At 65.5% G+C, this 16,078-nt stretch carries 16 protein-coding genes, 1 other RNA gene and 2 pseudogenes; 10 read left to right on the forward strand and 9 right to left on the reverse strand.

Going from position 1 to position 16,078, the window contains the following annotated elements; translation table 11 throughout:
• The first annotated feature begins 9 nt into the window (after positions 1-9).
• From ACCQ00_RS19275 to ACCQ00_RS19285, 3 genes are all read left to right on the forward strand, one after another.
• Complete coding sequence (locus ACCQ00_RS19275; protein ID WP_039568468.1) at positions 10-1,170, forward strand: ABC transporter permease; 1,161 nt, start codon at positions 10-12, stop codon at positions 1,168-1,170.
• 49 nt (positions 1,171-1,219) lie between these two features.
• The gene (locus ACCQ00_RS19280) at positions 1,220-2,503 is read left to right on the forward strand and encodes an ABC transporter permease (RefSeq protein WP_162292278.1); all 1,284 of its coding nucleotides are present in this window, start codon (positions 1,220-1,222) and stop codon (positions 2,501-2,503) included.
• A gap of 192 nt (positions 2,504-2,695) precedes the next feature.
• Positions 2,696-3,811 (forward strand): alpha/beta hydrolase family protein, encoded by a 1,116-nt coding sequence (locus tag ACCQ00_RS19285; RefSeq protein ID WP_039568466.1) that lies wholly within the window; start codon positions 2,696-2,698, stop codon positions 3,809-3,811.
• Positions 3,812-3,881: 70 nt separating this feature from the next.
• Here ACCQ00_RS19285 and rarD read toward each other — a convergent pair.
• A pseudogene (gene rarD, locus ACCQ00_RS19290) lies at positions 3,882-4,789 on the reverse strand (EamA family transporter RarD).
• On the reverse strand, positions 4,786-5,730 hold the full coding sequence (gene yedA / locus ACCQ00_RS19295) for a drug/metabolite exporter YedA (protein ID WP_180301631.1): 945 nt from the start codon (positions 5,728-5,730) through the stop codon (positions 4,786-4,788). The pseudogene rarD and the gene yedA overlap by 4 nt, the downstream one beginning before the upstream one ends.
• Before the next feature lie 31 nt (positions 5,731-5,761).
• Here yedA and ACCQ00_RS19300 point away from each other — a divergent pair, with 31 nt between their 5' ends.
• Positions 5,762-6,235 carry a Rap1a/Tai family immunity protein gene (locus ACCQ00_RS19300; RefSeq protein ID WP_039568543.1) on the forward strand — a complete coding sequence of 158 codons (474 nt, stop codon included), beginning with the start codon at positions 5,762-5,764 and terminating at the stop codon, positions 6,233-6,235.
• Between the two features lie 337 nt (positions 6,236-6,572).
• Here ACCQ00_RS19300 and ACCQ00_RS19305 read toward each other — a convergent pair whose 3' ends face one another.
• Positions 6,573-8,225: a M28 family metallopeptidase gene (locus ACCQ00_RS19305; RefSeq protein WP_419745758.1), complete on the reverse strand. Its 1,653-nt coding sequence runs from the start codon at positions 8,223-8,225 to the stop codon at positions 6,573-6,575.
• A gap of 179 nt (positions 8,226-8,404) precedes the next feature.
• Here ACCQ00_RS19305 and ACCQ00_RS19310 point away from each other — a divergent pair.
• Positions 8,405-8,481: non-coding RNA, sX9 sRNA (locus ACCQ00_RS19310), on the forward strand.
• Between the two features lie 53 nt (positions 8,482-8,534).
• Positions 8,535-8,790, forward strand: a pseudogene (locus ACCQ00_RS19315) (hypothetical protein).
• 67 nt (positions 8,791-8,857) lie between these two features.
• On the opposite strand, the gene ACCQ00_RS19320 reads toward ACCQ00_RS19315, so the two are convergent.
• The 6 genes from ACCQ00_RS19320 to rocF all read right to left on the reverse strand — a co-directional run bounded on the left by ACCQ00_RS19320 (position 8,858) and on the right by rocF (position 13,233).
• On the reverse strand, positions 8,858-9,802 hold the full coding sequence (locus ACCQ00_RS19320) for an MBL fold metallo-hydrolase (protein WP_039568459.1): 945 nt from the start codon (positions 9,800-9,802) through the stop codon (positions 8,858-8,860).
• 129 nt (positions 9,803-9,931) lie between these two features.
• Positions 9,932-11,221, reverse strand: a complete 1,290-nt coding sequence (locus ACCQ00_RS19325) for a tryptophan--tRNA ligase (protein ID WP_039568540.1) — start codon at positions 11,219-11,221, stop codon at positions 9,932-9,934.
• 181 nt (positions 11,222-11,402) lie between these two features.
• Complete coding sequence (locus ACCQ00_RS19330; protein WP_003486601.1) at positions 11,403-11,612, reverse strand: CsbD family protein; 210 nt, start codon at positions 11,610-11,612, stop codon at positions 11,403-11,405.
• 229 nt (positions 11,613-11,841) lie between these two features.
• The gene (locus tag ACCQ00_RS19335; protein ID WP_005914328.1) at positions 11,842-11,976 is read right to left on the reverse strand and encodes an entericidin A/B family lipoprotein; all 135 of its coding nucleotides are present in this window, start codon (positions 11,974-11,976) and stop codon (positions 11,842-11,844) included.
• 74 nt (positions 11,977-12,050) lie between these two features.
• A complete protein-coding gene (locus ACCQ00_RS19340) occupies positions 12,051-12,203 on the reverse strand; it encodes an entericidin A/B family lipoprotein (protein WP_039568455.1) in 153 nt (50 codons plus the stop codon).
• A gap of 106 nt (positions 12,204-12,309) precedes the next feature.
• Positions 12,310-13,233 carry an arginase gene (gene rocF, locus ACCQ00_RS19345; protein ID WP_039568453.1) on the reverse strand — a complete coding sequence of 308 codons (924 nt, stop codon included), beginning with the start codon at positions 13,231-13,233 and terminating at the stop codon, positions 12,310-12,312.
• A 320-nt stretch (positions 13,234-13,553) separates the two neighbouring features.
• Here rocF and ACCQ00_RS19350 point away from each other — a divergent pair, with 320 nt between their 5' ends.
• The 4 genes from ACCQ00_RS19350 (at position 13,554) to ACCQ00_RS19365 (ending at position 15,982) form a co-directional block, all read left to right on the forward strand.
• Complete coding sequence (locus ACCQ00_RS19350; protein ID WP_017158238.1) at positions 13,554-14,006, forward strand: roadblock/LC7 domain-containing protein; 453 nt, start codon at positions 13,554-13,556, stop codon at positions 14,004-14,006.
• Between the two features lie 63 nt (positions 14,007-14,069).
• Entirely contained in the window at positions 14,070-14,429 is a 360-nt protein-coding gene (locus ACCQ00_RS19355; RefSeq protein WP_003486613.1) for a roadblock/LC7 domain-containing protein, read from the forward strand.
• A 96-nt stretch (positions 14,430-14,525) separates the two neighbouring features.
• Entirely contained in the window at positions 14,526-15,443 is a 918-nt protein-coding gene (locus tag ACCQ00_RS19360) for a hypothetical protein (RefSeq protein WP_039568451.1), read from the forward strand.
• Positions 15,440-15,982: a GTP-binding protein gene (locus ACCQ00_RS19365; protein ID WP_372354009.1), complete on the forward strand. Its 543-nt coding sequence runs from the start codon at positions 15,440-15,442 to the stop codon at positions 15,980-15,982. Before ACCQ00_RS19360 ends, ACCQ00_RS19365 begins: the two co-directional genes overlap by 4 nt.
• Positions 15,983-16,078 lie beyond the last annotated feature (96 nt).

Genomic DNA, 16,078 nt, shown 5'->3' on the forward strand with positions numbered 1-16,078 from the left:
AGCGCTGCCATGAAGTATCTCTCGCTGGTTTGGGCGCAGTTGTTCCGCAGCAAGACCCGCACCTTGCTGACCCTGCTCTCGGTGGTCGCGGCGTTTTTATTGTTCGGCATGCTCGATTCGGTGCGCGTGGCCTTCACCTCCGGCGGTAGCGTCAGCGGCGTGGACCGGCTGGTGGTGGCATCGCGCTTGTCGATCACCCAGTCGTTGCCGATCACTCTGGAAAACCAGATCCGCAGCGTGCCGGGCGTACGCGATGTGACTTCGGCAATGTGGTTCGGCGGCATCTACCGCGACCCGAAGAATTTCTTCCCGAATTTTTCGGTGGCGCCCAATTTCTTCGATGTGTACAGCGAATATCAATTGCCCAAGGATCAGCTCAAGGCGTTCCAGACCACGCGCACCGGCGCGATCGTTGGCGAAAGCCTGGCCAAGGAAAACGGCTGGAAGATCGGCGACACCATTCCGCTGCAGGCCACCATCTTTCCGCGCGGCGGCAGCAATGACTGGCCGCTGCAACTGGTCTGCATCTTCCGCATGAAAGACCGCACCGTGGCGGCCAACCAGGAACGCCAGTTGATGATGAACTGGAAGTACTTCGACGAGTCAAACGACTACATCAAAAGCAGGGTGAGTTGGTACACGGTGACGCTGCGCAATGCCGACCAGGCATCGCGCGTGGCCCAGGCCATCGATGCGTTGTCGGCCAACTCCGACCATGAAACCAAGTCGCAGACCGAATCGGCATTTCAGCAGGCCTTCGTCAAACAGTTCGCCGACATCGGCTTGATCGTCACCTCGATCATGGCCGCGGTGTTTTTCACCTTGCTGCTGCTGACCGGCAACACCATGGCCCAGGCCGTGCGCGAGCGGATTCCGGAGCTGGCCACGCTCAAGACGCTGGGCTTTCAGGACCGCACCGTGCTGAGCCTGGTGATGGTGGAGTCGATGTTGCTGATCGGCCTGGGCGGTTTGATCGGCATGGGATTGGCCGCGCTGGTGATCCCGGCGGTTGCAGCACGCAGCGGTGGGCTGATGCCGACCCAGACCGTGCCGCTGCAGACCTGGCTGGTCGCCTTCGGGCTGATGGCCGGCATCGGCATCGTGGTGGGCGTGCTGCCGGCGTTACGCGCGCAGCGCTTGAAGATCGTCGATGCACTCGCCGGCCGCTGACAGGAGCATGCACATGCAACGCAAATAGAAAGATCGTGGGGTCAACGCGCTGTCGGTCGTGCTGCTGGCGATCGGGCTGGCTGCCTGGATCGCACTGCCGTGGATGGTGCTGCTGCCGATCGGTGGATTGCTGGCGGTGTGGCTGGTGGCCACCCGCAGCGGCAGGCTCTCGCTGGCTGCCGCACGCATCGGTATCGCCACGCTGCCGCAGCGCTGGGGGTCCAGCTCGGTGATCGTGGTCGGCATTGCCGGCGTGGTCGGCGTGCTGGTGGCGATGCTGGCAATGGGCCAGGGCTTCCAGGCCACGCTCAACAGCACCGGCGACGACACCACCGCCATTGTCCTGCGCGGCGGTTCGCAGGCCGAAACCAACTCGGTGATCACCCGCGACCTGGTGCCGCTGATCGGCAGCCTGCCCGGCATCGCCGCCGATGCCAATGGCCGCCCGATGCTGTCGCCGGAACTCTCGCAAGTGGTGAACATCGCCTCGCGCTCCGACGGCACCGACGTCAACGCACAACTGCGCGGCGTGGGCGAACAGGCCTGGGCCGTGCATGACAAGGTCAAGATCGTGCAGGGCCGCCGCTTCAACACCGGCCTGCGCGAAATGGTGGTGGGCAAGGGCGCGTTGAACCAGTTCCGCGGACTGGAGCTGGGCAAGACCCTCACGCTTGGCAGCCAGCAGTGGACGGTGGTGGGCGTGTTCGCCTCCGGCGATGCGCACGATTCGGAGCTGTGGACCGACGCGCAGACCCTGGCCACCACCTACAACCGCAGCGCCTATCAATCGATCAGCGTGCGCACCAACGGCAAGGCAGGCTTCAGCGCGTTCAAGACCGCCATGGCCGCCGATCCGCGGCTCAAGCTGGATGTGGAAACCACCCGCGCCTATTACGGCAAGCAGGGCGGCGGGCTGAACAAGCTGATCAGCATCCTGGGCACGGTGATCGGGGCGATCATGGCAGTGGGCGCGGTATTCGGCGCGCTCAACACCATGTACGCAGCGGTGGCCACGCGCGCGCGCGAGATCGCCACCATGCGCGCGATCGGCTTCCGCGGCACGCCGGTGATCATGGCGCTGATGCTGGAAACCATGCTGCTGGCATTGCTGGGCGGGCTGCTGGGCGGAGCGATCGCCTGGGCGGTGTTCAACGGTTACACCGTCTCCACGCTGGGCAGCAACTTCAGCCAGGTGGTGTTCCAGTTCAAGGTCTCGCCGCAGCTGCTGTGGAGCGGGCTGAAATGGGCGCTGGGCATCGGCCTGGTGGGCGGGCTGTTTCCGGCGCTGCGTGCGGCGCGCCTGCCGATTACCACGGCGTTGCGTGAGGTGTAGGCGGGCTGTTCGCCCGCAGGGATTCGGGAGTCGGGATTCGGGAGTGGGGATTGGTGACAGCCGGAGCACAGCGCATGGCGGCTGCGGCTGAACACATTGCAGGCTGTCATGGTTTTGTCACTGCAGTGCGGTAGATGCGCGGGTCGGGCAGGCCGTAGCCTGCTCGGCCGTTTGCTGCATCGATCGATCGCCATGACGCGCCTGCTTGTGCTGGTCTGCGCCTGCCTGTGGCTGGCCGGCTGCTCCTCTTCTTCGACCTCGCTCAGCGAGCGCCTGGTTGCGCCCGGTGGCACCTCGCCGCTACTGGACGAAGAACGCATTGCCGCCACCATCGCCACGGTGCCCAACCGCAGCGGGCATGTGGTGACGCGCGATGGCGTGCCGATCTTCTGGCGCGCGATCGACCCCGGCCAGTACGCCATGCACTATCGCTACCTGGGGCAGCGCAACGACCCGGCGCATGCGCTGGATGTGGATTTCAGTTTCCAGCTACCGACTGCCAAACCGCCAGTGCCGCGCGGCACCGTAGTGCTGCTGCACGGCTGGATGATGGATGGCGACTCGTTGCTGCCCTGGTCGCTGCAGCTTGCGCAGGCCGGCTACCGCGTGGTCACCATCGACCTTCGCAATCATGGTCATTCCGGCGGCGGCCCCTCCGGCTACGGCACACGCGAATCCGACGACGTCATCGATGTGCTCGACTCACTGCAACCACGCGGCGAAATCCGCGGGCCGCTGTATCTGTTCGGTATTTCCTACGGTGCGGCCACCGCGCTGTTTACTGCCGACAAACTCGGCTCGCGCGTAACCGGCGTGGTGGCAATGGAATCCTTCGCCAATGCCGGGCGCGGCATTCGCGACATGGTGCCGCACCTGCTCGCCAGCCAACCGCTCGGCTGGCGTGGGCGGGCGGTGGCGGCGTATGCGCGTTGGCGCTATGCCGACCAGAATATCGACGCGGTGATTGCGGCGGCCGACACCCAGCTCAAGCTGGACCTGGACCGTGTCGATGTCGCGCACGCCCTGGCCGACACGCGCAGCTGCGTGCTGCTGTTGCACGGCGATGCCGATCAGCACATTCCTGTGGCGCATGGCCGCGCACTGGCCCTGGCCAGCGCGCGTGCGCATTACCTCGAACTGCCTGGCGAAAACCATTTGAGCCTGCCACTGCGGCTGGACGTGCTCGGCGGACCGATCGACCAATGGCTGGCACAGGTGCAACAAGACCCCAGCCATTGCCCTGCACCGCAGGCGCTGCCCGCGTCCACGCTGGCAGTGGCCAGCCCGTTCGTGCCGCCGCGCAGTTGAGCGCGACATCGCGCACGCTGACGCGACGCAGAGAAAATGCCACACGCACGACGTGCGGTGAAGCGCTGACTCAGCGCGTCACCACCGGCTGCCGCGAACGCACCACGCTGTCGCCGACAAACAGCAGCAACCCCACCCAGATCGCCGCAAAACCAATCGCGCGTCCCTGGTCGAACGGCTCGTGGAAGAACCACACACCCAGCAGCAGCTGCAGGCTCGGCGCGATGTATTGCAGGATGCCCACCAGCGACAACGGAATGCGCCGCACCCCGTAGGCGAAACCGATCAACGGCAGCGCCGTCACCACGCCGCCGAAGATCAGCATCGCATCGGTGCGCAGGCTCCAGCCGCTCAGGAAGGCGCCACCATGGCCCTGCTCGCCCCACGCCGCCAGCAGCAGCGCCGGCACGAACAGGTACACGCTTCCACGCCCAGCCCGGCCACCGGATGCACCGCCACCAATTTGCGCAGCAACCCGTAAATACCGAAGGACACCGCCAGCCCCAACGCAATCCACGGCGGCGCGCCGGCATCGATGGTCAGCCACAGCACGCCCGCTGCCGCGCAGGTCACCGCCACCCACTGGATGCGGCGCAGGCGCTCTTTCAACACCAGCACGCCCAGCAAGACGCTCAGCAGCGGGTTGATGAAATACCCCAGGCTGGCCTCGATCACATGCCCGGCGTTGATCGCCCAGATGTACAGGCCCCAGTTGAACGCGATCGCCACGCTGCTGCCGGCCAGCATGCGCAGCGCGCCGGGCTGCGCGGCAATTCCGCGCCACCAGCGCAGGCCCGAGCTCGCCAGCAGCCACGCCACCACCAGCACCGTGCTCCACACGATGCGGTGGGCGATGATCTGCAGCGACGGCACCGCCTTGAGCAGATGCCAGTACACCGGCACCAGCCCCCACAGCACGAAGGTGGAAGCGGTGATCAACAACCCGCGGCGCGCTTCCTGCGGCGACACCGCGCTCATCGCCGCGCCTTGGCGAAGGTGACCACCAGCACGCCGGCCAGGATCACCGCCATCGCACCGATGTCGTGCGCGCTGAAGCGCTCGTGGCCGAGCCAGGCGCCCAGGCTGACCGCAATCACCGGGTTGACATAGGCGTAGCTGCCGGCGAGCGCAGGGCGCACGTGATGCAGCAACCACACGTAGGCGGTGAACGCCACGATCGAGCCGAACACGCACAGGTAGGCCACCGCCAGCAGCCCTTGCGGACTCGGCCACACCTGCGGGCGCTCGCCGATCAGCAGGCCGGTACTGACCAGCAGCACGCCGCCGCACAGCATCTGCCCGGCGGCGGTCATGAACGGCGAAGGCAGATCGCGGCCGCGCGACCACACCGACCCGAATGCCCAGCCGATCGGTGCGATCAGCAGCAACACCAGGCCGCCCGGCGTCGCGGTCAGGCTGCTGCCGGCGTTGAGCCACACCACGCCCAGAAAGCCGATCACGATGCCCAGCCATTCGCCGCCGCTGGCATGCTGGCCGCGCAACGCGCCAAACAAGGCCATCCATAAAGGCACCGAGGCCACTGCAGTGGCGGCCAGCCCGGACGACACGCTGCGCTCGGCCAGCACCACCATGCCGTTGCCCAGCAGCAGCAACGCAGCCCCCATCAGCGCCACGTTCTTCCACTGCGCACGCGTTGGCGCCGCCACACCGCGCCAGCGCAGCACGCTGTAGAGCACGCTACCGGCGACGATGAAACGTGCGCCGGACACCATCGTCAGCGGCTGCGCGCCACCTTCCAGCGCAAATCGGATCGCCAGATAGGTTGAGCCCCACATCACGTAGACCAGCAACAAGGCGAGAACGACTAACCCGCTGCGCGCAGGCGCGGCAGCATCGTGAGAGGAAGACATCGGAACAGTGCCAGGCAGTGCAGCGGAAGCTTCAATTCTAGAGCACATGGCAAAGCACACGCCGCACCCCGGCCGCGCTATGGTGCACGTCACACCGCATCCGAGCGTGCATATGCATCGCCTTCTTCGCTGGCTGGCCCTGGTCACCCTGTGCACAACATCCGCCACGGCATCGGCACGCGCTCCCGAGCCGTGGGAACTCAGCGGCCGCAAGCTGATCGACGCCGGACTGGACGGATCGCTTGCGCCAGAAATCGTCGCGCCAGAGCAACGCGAGTTCAAGGTGCTTGTCTCGGCCAGCCGCGCCGGCGCGTATCTGCTCGGCGTCGCCAGCGCCAGCTATCGCACCGGCTGGTGCATGCCGGCGGGCAGCACCGGCACGCCCGATCTGCAGGCGGTCATCGCCGATATCGGCGCGCTGCCCGATACACGCCAGGACCAAGCCGCACCCGACTTGATCGTCCAGGCGCTGGCAAAGCGCTATCCATGCGGCGGCAGCGACAAGAGCAGGCGTGCCGGCAGCGGCAACTCACCCAATACCGCCAAGCCGTAGGGCACGCCTATACACAGTCGTTCAATGCGCTGGCGTTGATCACAACGCCAGCATGTGCACTGCGCGAGGACCAACGTCCCGAGCAGCCGTCTGGCGAGCGTGGGCGGCGCGCGGGATGCGCACACGCACGAGCAAGTGCATGCCACCGAGCATTGGTTGCGTTCGCTTGGCGTAGCGCTCAGTCATCCGATCCGCATGGACAGCGCGCAGCATCCCAAGTGTACGAGCGCACATGCCGCATCGAATCCGGCTGCGCCCGTCTGGCGATCAGCGCAGGCGTCCTGATCGCTGCTCTTGGCCTCGATCAAGGGCACGGCACCCTCTCGCTCCTGCGCGCTTACTTGCGCGCCGCATCGCTCTTGGCACGGATCGCCTTGAATTCCGAGCCATCCTGCCAGCTCGGCCACTGCCGGCCATTGGCCAGCGCCACGCCCACGTCGTAGACCAGCGTGGTATCGGCGGCATGGCCGCTGGCATCCCATTGCGGGGTCCAGCGATCGCACGGCTGGTGGTAGCACTCGGCGAAATACTTATCGCGCAGTGCCTTGCCGGCTTTGACGCCGCCATCGAGCATGTCCAGGCCGGGGCCGGCGGTGATCGCCGGCACACCCATGCGCGCGAACGCAAAATGATCGGCGCGGTAGAAGAAGCCTGCTTCCAGATTCGGGTCCGGCGAGTAGCTGCGACCACGCGCCTTGGCGGCGGTTTCAAGGTCACCTTCCAGCGACACCCGCCCACGTCCCCACGAGGCGATGTCGCGGGTCGGGCCATCGGGGCTGAACATTTCCATGTTGAGCACGGCCACGGTCTTGTCCAACGGCGCCAGCGGATGCGCGGCGTAGTAGTTGGCGCCGAGCAGGCCCTTTTCCTCGGCAGTCAACGCGATGAAATACAACGTGCGCTGCGGCTTGGGGCCGGCTGCGAATACGCGCGCCAACTCCAGCACGCTGGCCACGCCGGTGGCGTTGTCCACCGCGCCACGCCGAACCGTATCGCCACCGGCATCGGCCTTACCGATCCCAAACGCATCCCAGTGCGCGGAAAAGATCACCGTCTCATCCGGATGCGCACTGCCGGTGAGTTTGGCCACCACGTTATGCGTCACCACGCGCTCGCGCTTGAGCTTGAAATCCACCGACAACGCCGCATCGCCCAGCGCCACAGGCGCGAAGTCGCGCTGCTGCGCACGCAGCTTGGCCTGTTCGAAATCCAGGCCGGCCTGCTTGAACAACGACACCGCCAGTGCACGCTGCATCCAGCCACGCACCGGCACATGCTGCGCGCGGGCGTCGGCATCACTGCGCTCGATGTCGAACAACGGCGACATGCCCGAGCTCTGCACGGTGGCCCAGCCATACGCCGCCGGCGCCGTCTCGTGCACGATCAACACACCGGCCGCGCCGCGCCGTGCGGCCTCTTCGTACTTGTAGGTCCATCGGCCGTAATACGTCACGGCCTTGCCGTCGAACGCGCCCGGCTGCGGCGATTCGAAATCGGCATCGTTGATCAGTACCACCGCGATCTTGCCGCGCAGGTCCACGCCCTTGTAATCGTCCCACTGGCGCTCTGGCGCACTGATGCCGTAACCGACGAACACCAGTGGCGCGTTCTTCAACGCAACCGCCTGCTGCGGGCGCAGGCTTTGCAGGGTCACATCGTTGCCATTGACCAACGCCTGGGTCTTGCCGCCGACACGTAGACTCGCGCGCACCGGGCCATCCACCTGCGCGCGCACCAGCGGCACGGCCTGGGTCCAGCTGCCCTGCTCGCCGCCTGGCTCCAGGCCGGCCGCCTTGAACTGCTCGACCAGGTAATCGACCGTGCGCTGCTCGCCGGCGCTGGCCGGCGCGCGCCCTTCGAAATCGTCCGACGCCAGCAAGCGCACGTGACGCGACAATGCCTCGGCATCGATGCCGCCACCCGGCAGATCATTGGCGGCCTGCGCCACACCTCCCACAAACAGGCAGGCAGACAACAGCAGGATGCGCATCGGATTCACGGAGAGGCCTTGCAACGGTAGATGACACATAGTTTACAAGCGTGCAGCCAATCCAGGAGCGCTCTGACGGGAGAATGCAGTCGATCGCAGGGATTGCGTGCGTGGCGAAGAAGGGCCAACAACAACACTGCGCAGCCGCCAGGCAGGTGCGGACGCCGGTCGGAATCGGCATGCGCCACGCGTACGCCGCGGCTCTGAGCGCGTTGTCCACATCCACCCGCCGCCTGCTCGCTACCTGTAGTTAGCCAGCTCACGAGCAAATCACCTGTGGCTTGGCTGCAGAACCCTTGCCCGTCCAACATGCAAACCACCGCAAGTACTTACTTGGACGTGCTCCTGCACGAACTCTGCGCAGAAGGTCCCACGACGGTGAGCGGACAGGGACACGTTGAGATGGCCGCCGCGCACAATGCTCACTTAGACAACCAGCAAATTGTCTGGTGCGGTGTCCTCGCCGCTTGCGGGACCGTTGGCGGCATGGATGCCGCCAACGAGCCTACAAGGACGTACTTGCGGCGTGTCCCGCAAGCGGCCAGGGCACCGCGCACTCGACTGATCGGCTTTTAAACAACGTGACAATTCGCCACAGCATTCGAGCGGCGGTATCAGCCGCTCCAGGAGCGCTAACCCGTAGGCGCCGCACGATCCAGCCAACAGCCCAGCCCCTGCGCGTTGAGCTCGATATCTGTTGCCAGCAGCCGCTCCACGGCGGCATCGTCCAACCGACACTCATGTTGGCGCGCGCGTTCCAAATACAATTGGGTCAACGCCGCCACCATGCAGCGATGCCGGTCCGGACGCTGCGTGCAACCCAGCGCAATGTCGGTCATCGCATGAATCTGCTCGCCCAGCGCCCGCGCCAACGGTTCTGGCGAGGTGACACGGCCGTAATGGGTCAGATACATCGCCTCTGGTGCGGCGTCCATCAGGCGCGCGATCGATTGCAGCATGGCCTCGGGTTCGAACTGCACCGGTGAAGACGTCGGCAGGATGAAGGCGCCACGCGCACTGTCCAACGGGCGATACGACAGGCCGAAGGTGTCGCCGGTGAACCAGCTGCGGCTGCGCGCATCCCACACGCACAGATGATGGCGCGCATGTCCTGGCGTCTCGAGGGTGCGCAGCGCGCGCTCGCCCAGCATCACGGTATGACCCTCGCCCGCCGCCACCACGCGCTCGGCCGGCACCGGCTCGATAACGCCGTAATTGCGCGCCATCTCCGCCTCGCCATACACCGCGGTGGCGCCGGCAATCAGCCGCGCAGGGTCGATCAGGTGCGGCGCACCGCGCGGATGCACCAGCACCTGCGCATTGGGCAAATGTCGCAACAAGGCACCTGCACCGCCAGCATGATCCAGATGCACATGGGTCAGGATCAACCACTCCACCTGCGCTGGCGACAACCCGGCCGCCTGCACCGCGGCCAGCACCTGCGGTACCGATAGCGAGGTACCGCAATCGATCAAGGCAGCATGCTGCGCTTGGACCACCAGATACGCCGCATCAAATTGCACGCCACCAAAGCCGGTATCGATGGTGTGGATGTTGAACTCGGCTGTCGCTGTCATTGGCACCCCGCGGCGGCTGTCGAAACTGCAGTGTAGGCCCAAGCCTGGCGTCGCTGTCGTGCATGTTGCCACAGGCACGAGCTTACCCAGCCGCGACGCCCCACCTCTCCGCCTGCTGCACCGCGCAGGTCACGCCTCGCGCAAGGCATCCATCGCGGCAAGAATCACGTCCGCATCCACTTGCGCATGCACGCCCGGCAGCTGCAAATCGCTGGCCTGGGTAGCCTGTTTCAACCGTGCGATCACCTGTCCGGCATCGCGTGGCGAAGCGAAACCATCGCTCTGCAGCAGCAATGCGCCGGCGCCATCGTTCAACTTGAAATAGAACTGCCCATCGCGTTCACGATATTGCTTGAACACCGGCAGCGCGATCTTTTCGCTGGCCTGCACCGCCGCGGTGGCGGCCTGGCTGGACAGATCGCGCAAGCCCACCGCATCGCGCAACTCGGCCAGCAGCGGGGTGGCATAGCGCGCGCGCAGACGTGCACCACCGGCGCGCAGAATCGCTTCGATCTTGGCTGGCTCTGCCATCAACGCCTCGTAGCGTGTACGCAGCGGCGCAATCTCTTGATCGATCCGCTCGAACAGCTGCTGCTTGGCATCGCCCCAGCCGATGCCATCGGCAAACGCCTGCGCAAAAGCCGCAGATTCCTGCGGCGTGGCAAATGCCTGGTACAGCTGAAACAACGCCGACCCCTGCGTGTCCTTCGCTTGGCCAGGCGCACGCGAATCGGTAAGGATGGAATATACCAGCTTGCGCAATTCCTCGCGCGGCGCGAACAGTGGAATGGTGTTGCTATAGCTCTTGCTCATCTTGCGGCCGTCCAGGCCCGGCAAGGTGGACACCTGCTCGTCGATCACCACTTCGGGCAAGGTAAAAAAGTCGCGCCCGTAGACATGATTGAACCGCTGCGCGAAATCGCGTGCCATTTCGATGTGCTGGATCTGGTCGCGCCCCACCGGCACCTTGTGCGCATTGAAGATCAGGATATCGGCCGCCATCAGCACCGGATACATGAACAAGCCTGCGGTGACACCGGCATCCTCGTCCTCGCCATCGGCGCGGTTCTTGTCCACTGCCGCCTTGTAGGCATGCGCGCGATTGAGGATGCCCTTGCCGGCCACGCAGGTCAGCAACCACATCAACTCGGTGGTTTCGGGCACATCGGACTGCCGGTAGAACCACACCTTGTCCGGGTCCAGGCCGCAGGCCAGCCAGGTGGCGGCGATTTCCAGCGTCGAACGCTGCGTACGCGCTGGGTCCTGGGCCTTGATCAGGCTATGCAGATCGGCCAGGAAATAAAAGCTCTCCGCATCGGCACCGGCACTGGCCTGGATGGCCGGGCGGATCGCTCCAACGTAATTGCCCAGATGCGGGGTGCCGGAGGTGGTGATGCCGGTTAGGACACGGGTGGTCATCGACGTCATGCCAGGGTGGGGTAGCCCCCAAGTTTAGCGGTTCCGCACTTTTGCCACCGCCGCACCGGCACCGGGGGTTGGCTCGACGCCCGAACGCAGGACGGGCCGCACTGGGCGGCCCGTCGTCTGCACGCTGCTCGCCTCAACCGGCGGCAGGTCGGCGCACCCTTCAGGTGTCGTCTCAGGTGTCGTCGCGCAACGACTTTTCGAATGCGCGCACTTCAGTCTGGGCGCGGTCGCGATCCCAGCCATAGCGCTCCTGGAGCTTGCCCTGCAGATATTCGGCATTGCCTTCGGCAACCTTGAAATCGTCGTCGGTAAGATCGCCCCACTTGGCCTGGGCCTTGCCCTTCAACTGGGTCCACTTGCCGGAAATGATGTCACTGTTCATGCGATGACTCCGCTGATGCGGTCGCGATTGACCGTGGCGCCAGCGTGCCCACGCGGGCGTTGGTCCTGGATCAAAAGGTGTCAAACCGCCGATCACTGCACTGAACCGTTGCCCACTGCCATCGCTGGCCTCGCAGCGCGCTGCAGCGCTGGCGGCAGGCGTGCCTTCTACGTGGCGCGCGCACAAAAAAACGGGCCTTGCGGCCCGTTTTTCTGCACGCGGCGAAAGATTACTTACGCGCTGCGTCTTCCACCTTCTCGCCAGCGCCCTGCACGTCCTTGCCGGCACCTGCGACGGTGTTGCAACCCGCCAGCATTCCCACCGACAACATCGACAGCACCAGCAGCACAATTGCACGCTTCATAACATACTCCTCATGGGTAAAGCGGCGCGTTGCCGCAGATCGATCAATTCAACAAGACCACGCGATGTGGCGGATCAGCACTTACCGTCGCTGCACTTTTCGGCCGTTTTCTCGACCTTGTTGCCCGCACCCTGCATGTCCTTGCCGGCGCCGGCCACGGTGTTGCAGCCCGTCATCACGCCGGACGAAAACAGGCCCAGCACCATCAGTGTCAGCAGTCGCTTCATCGCTTGTCCTCGTTCTATCACGGTGCCAGCGCACCTGGCTTGGCGCCAAATCTGACTGCGCGGCCGTGGATTTGATGTGAACGCGGCGCGGTGCGCTCGGTACGGATCAATCGCGCATCAGCGTCGACTTGCCAAACAGGCTTTCGACCAGATCCACCGCCAGTTCGGCGGTCGCATTGCGGCTGTCCAGCACCGGGTTGAGCTCGACGATATCCAGCGACCCCATGCGCCCGGTGTCGGCAATCATTTCCATCACCAGTTGCGCCTCGCGGTAGTTGGGGCCACCGGGCACCGTGGTGCCCACGCCCGGCGCGATGCTGGGGTCGAGGAAATCCACATCGAAACTCACGTGCAGGTGCGTATCGGCGCTCATGCCCTGCAATGCCGCTTCCATGGTGCGCTTCATACCGGCTTCGTCGATGTAGCGCATGTCGTACACATCGATGCGGTGCTGCTTGATCAGCCGCTTCTCCTCCGGGTCCACCGAGCGGATGCCGATCTGCCGCACCTGCTCGGGCAACAACGCCGGCGCACTGCCACCCAGGTGCGTCAGCGCCTCGGGGCCCAGCCCGCACAGGCAGGCCACCGGCATGCCGTGCACGTTGCCCGAAGGGGTCACCTCGCTGGTGTTGAAATCCGAATGCGCATCCAGCCACAGCACCCGCAACGGCCTGCCCTGCTCGCGGCAGTACTTGGCCACCGCCGTGATCGAGCCGATGCCCAGGCAATGGTCGCCACCGAGCATGACCGGCATGCGCCCGGCACGCAGGTCGGCATAGCTGGCGTCCATCAGCGCCTGGTTCCACGCCACCACTTCGTCCAGATGCCGGTAGCCGGCCTGTGGCGCCTGCCAGGGATTGCGCGGGCCATCCAGATTGCCCAGATCGCGCACCTCCACGCCGCGGCCGACCAGCGCCTCCTGCAGGCCGGCGATGCGTAGCGCCTCCGGCCCCATGCGCGCACCTCGGTGGCCCGCGCCGATGTCGGTGGGGACGCCAATCAAGGAAACCGGCACGTACTGCGTTGCCATACATTGCTCCAGTAGCGATAAAGCCGTGCAGTCTAGTTGCCCGCCCGCACAGTGACGCGCGGCAGCGCAGCACGCATGTCGCCCGTACTGAACATTGCGCGCAAACGCGAGGTTTAGATCTGCCTCGTCGCGCCGCTAACGTGACGTACCAAGGCACGTTGTGGCGCACCGGACTTTGCCGATTCTGCCTGTCTGACCGCCCAGTTAAGCACCACGGGCGAGCCTGGCAGCCTGCTCGGATCCGGGTGGTATGGTGCGCCGCCCGGCGCGCCACACCATGCACGTACGCGCCCGGGCCATCACGCAACAGGGGGATTTTCATGCCGCACAACGCCGTCAACCAGGTCGTCAAGGCTGCCGTAGGTGAAGTCCCGCGGGCGCTGCATTTCTACGATCTGCCGCGCATTGGTCACGAGTTTGCGCAGACCATCGAACGCGAGCCGGGCATCCGTCTGCTGATGCTTTCCACTGCCGACGGGCGTGCCATCACCGAACGTTCCAGCCTGGATGTGGACAGTCGCCGGCTTGCCGCGATGGCCAATTCGTTCCTGACCCTGGGCGAGACCCTGGCGCGCGAATCCAGCCTGAAAGAGGCCGATTACGCCACCATCAGCACGCGCGCCGGGCAGCTGGTGCTGATCCGCATCCGCGCCGACAAGCCACTGACGCTTACCGCAGTGGGCAGCAGCGACATCAATGCCGCTGCGCTGTTGTTCAACGCGCGCGATTGCGCCGGCCGCCTCGCCACCGTGTTGACGCCGCCGCACGGCTGAGCACTTGGCACTGTTCGTGCATGCCGCAAGGCACCCATTCCTCATCGTTCGTAAGGACCACACGTGTCAAAACTCAATCTGGAACACCTGCATTCGCTGGCCGGCTTCGTCGGCGCGGCGCTGGTCGATAGCGACAGCGGCATGGCGCTGGGCATGACCGGCGGTGCCGAGCTCAACCTGGAACTGGCGGCGGCCGGCAACACCGAAGTGGTGCGCGCCAAGCGCCGTATCGCCGAACAGCTCGGCCTGAACGACACCATCGAAGACATCCTGATCACGCTTGCACGCCAGTACCACCTGCTGCGCCCGCTGGAAAGCAACAGCACGCTGTTCCTGTATGTCGTGCTGGACCGTGCCAAGGCCAACCTGGCCATGGCCCGTCACGAGCTCAAGGCGTTCGAGAAAACCCTCGATTTCGGTTGATGCCCACGGCGCAGCGCCAGCGCATCGCCTGATCCAGCCTGCCGGTGCAGACCGGCAGGCATCTCGCAATCCAATGCGCCGTTACGGCGCCAGCTCATGACCACACCCATCAACGCCATGCGGGTCGCCACGGCCGGCCTGGACCTGCTGCACACCACACGCCTGAAACTGGCGTGCTCGCTGCTGCTCGCCGACCGCATCGACGTGCAGTTGGGCCCGTGGCCGCAGCACGCAGCCGATGTGGTGGTCCTGGGCCTGGACAGCGCCGATGGCTTGGCTGCCTGGCAGGCATTGCAGGGGCAACCTGTGCGTGTGCTGGTGGTGTCGCGCACACCCATGGCCGGCGCGTGGATCAAGCACGGCGCCACCGTGCGCGAACTCAACGAACACGTGCGCCTGCTGCTGTCCTCGCCGCACGCCACCCCGGTCGCGGAGCCGGCCTTGCTGCTGCGGCACTGCCGCGGCGAATTCGGCGCCGGCGCAGTGACGCTGCAGCATGCGCAGTTGCACGTGCGTGTGGACCCGCGCAATGGGTGCGTGCAGTTGCCCGCTGGCGTGGCGCTGGCAGAGGTGATCGCCGCGCTGGACCGCTCGGGCTGGCACGTCGTGCCCGACCCTGCCGCAACCGCGCTGCCCCAGCGCATTTCCTTCGAAGCGCTGTTTTTCGCCCTGCCCGAGCATCTGCGCCAGGCGCTGCCGGCGGTGGAACCCAGCCATGCGCTGCAATTGCGCCAGTGGCCGGAGTTGACTGCAGAAACCAGCTCGCCAGCCCAGTTGCTGGCCATCGCCCACCTGCATGCGCGCCCCTGGCGCCCGCAAGCGCTGGCCAATGCTTGCAAGCTGCCGCTGCAGACGGTGGAATGCCTGTTCGCCGCTGCACTCGCCAGCGGCCTTGCCCAGACTGCGGAGATTCCCGTGCCTGCAACCCAGCACCGCCCAGATGGCGGCAACACGCGGTTCTTTTCCTGGGTCGCCCGTCGGTTCGGCCTTTCCCTCTTCCAGGCGCAGTCATGAGTCTTCCAGCCAACAAGCTGGTGTTCGTCGGCGGCATGGGCGCCGGCAAGACCACCGCGGTGCGCTCCATCTCCGATGTGGAGCCGGTGAGCACCGAAATGCCGCTCAGCCAGGATACCTACGGCGACAAGACCTACACCACCGTCGCGCTGGACTACAGCTCGATCGAGCTGGAAGACGGCGAACTGCTGCATGTCTACGGTGTGCCAGGCCAGAAATACCTGGATTTCATGTGGCCGCTGGTGTGCGACGGTGCGCTGGGTGTCATCGTGCTGACCAACGCACGCGACCCGCAGATGCTCACAGCCACGCTGGAGTTGTTGCGCGAGTTTGCGCAGATCGCGCCCGAGGCCAGCCTGGCGGTGGGCATCACCATGACCGATGAAGTCGAGGATTTCCTGGTGCCGCCCTTTCGCGACGCCTTGGTGGCCGAAGGCTTCCGCGTGCCGATCATGCGCGTGGATGCGCGCTCGGCGACCCAGATCACCTTCCTGGTGAAGTCGCTGCTGTCCTATCGCTACACCTCGGCGAACAGCTGATCGAAAGCATGCTTGGCGCGGGTACTGGGTACGGCACGCAAGACAAGGAATCTGGTCACGACGGTGCCTGAGCGGGCGTCACGCGGGGGATGCCGC

Source organism: Xanthomonas sp. NCPPB 3761 (genome assembly GCF_041475705.2).
GTDB lineage: Bacteria > Pseudomonadota > Gammaproteobacteria > Xanthomonadales > Xanthomonadaceae > Xanthomonas > Xanthomonas phaseoli.

Excerpts from the sequence above, each read along its gene's own strand:
- ACCQ00_RS19275 (WP_039568468.1), top strand. The coding sequence starts at position 10 with ATGAAGTATCTCTCGCTGGTTTGGGCGCAGTTGTTCCGCAGCAAGACC.
- ACCQ00_RS19285 (WP_039568466.1), top strand. The coding sequence starts at position 2,696 with ATGACGCGCCTGCTTGTGCTGGTCTGCGCCTGCCTGTGGCTGGCCGGC.
- yedA (WP_180301631.1), bottom strand. The coding sequence starts at position 5,730 with ATGTGCTCTAGAATTGAAGCTTCCGCTGCACTGCCTGGCACTGTTCCG.
- ACCQ00_RS19300 (WP_039568543.1), top strand. The coding sequence starts at position 5,762 with ATGGTGCACGTCACACCGCATCCGAGCGTGCATATGCATCGCCTTCTT.
- ACCQ00_RS19305 (WP_419745758.1), bottom strand. The coding sequence starts at position 8,225 with ATGCGCATCCTGCTGTTGTCTGCCTGCCTGTTTGTGGGAGGTGTGGCG.
- ACCQ00_RS19320 (WP_039568459.1), bottom strand. The coding sequence starts at position 9,802 with ATGACAGCGACAGCCGAGTTCAACATCCACACCATCGATACCGGCTTT.
- ACCQ00_RS19325 (WP_039568540.1), bottom strand. The coding sequence starts at position 11,221 with ATGACCACCCGTGTCCTAACCGGCATCACCACCTCCGGCACCCCGCAT.
- ACCQ00_RS19330 (WP_003486601.1), bottom strand. The coding sequence starts at position 11,612 with ATGAACAGTGACATCATTTCCGGCAAGTGGACCCAGTTGAAGGGCAAG.
- ACCQ00_RS19335 (WP_005914328.1), bottom strand. The coding sequence starts at position 11,976 with ATGAAGCGTGCAATTGTGCTGCTGGTGCTGTCGATGTTGTCGGTGGGA.
- ACCQ00_RS19340 (WP_039568455.1), bottom strand. The coding sequence starts at position 12,203 with ATGAAGCGACTGCTGACACTGATGGTGCTGGGCCTGTTTTCGTCCGGC.
- rocF (WP_039568453.1), bottom strand. The coding sequence starts at position 13,233 with ATGGCAACGCAGTACGTGCCGGTTTCCTTGATTGGCGTCCCCACCGAC.
- ACCQ00_RS19350 (WP_017158238.1), top strand. The coding sequence starts at position 13,554 with ATGCCGCACAACGCCGTCAACCAGGTCGTCAAGGCTGCCGTAGGTGAA.
- ACCQ00_RS19360 (WP_039568451.1), top strand. The coding sequence starts at position 14,526 with ATGACCACACCCATCAACGCCATGCGGGTCGCCACGGCCGGCCTGGAC.
- ACCQ00_RS19365 (WP_372354009.1), top strand. The coding sequence starts at position 15,440 with ATGAGTCTTCCAGCCAACAAGCTGGTGTTCGTCGGCGGCATGGGCGCC.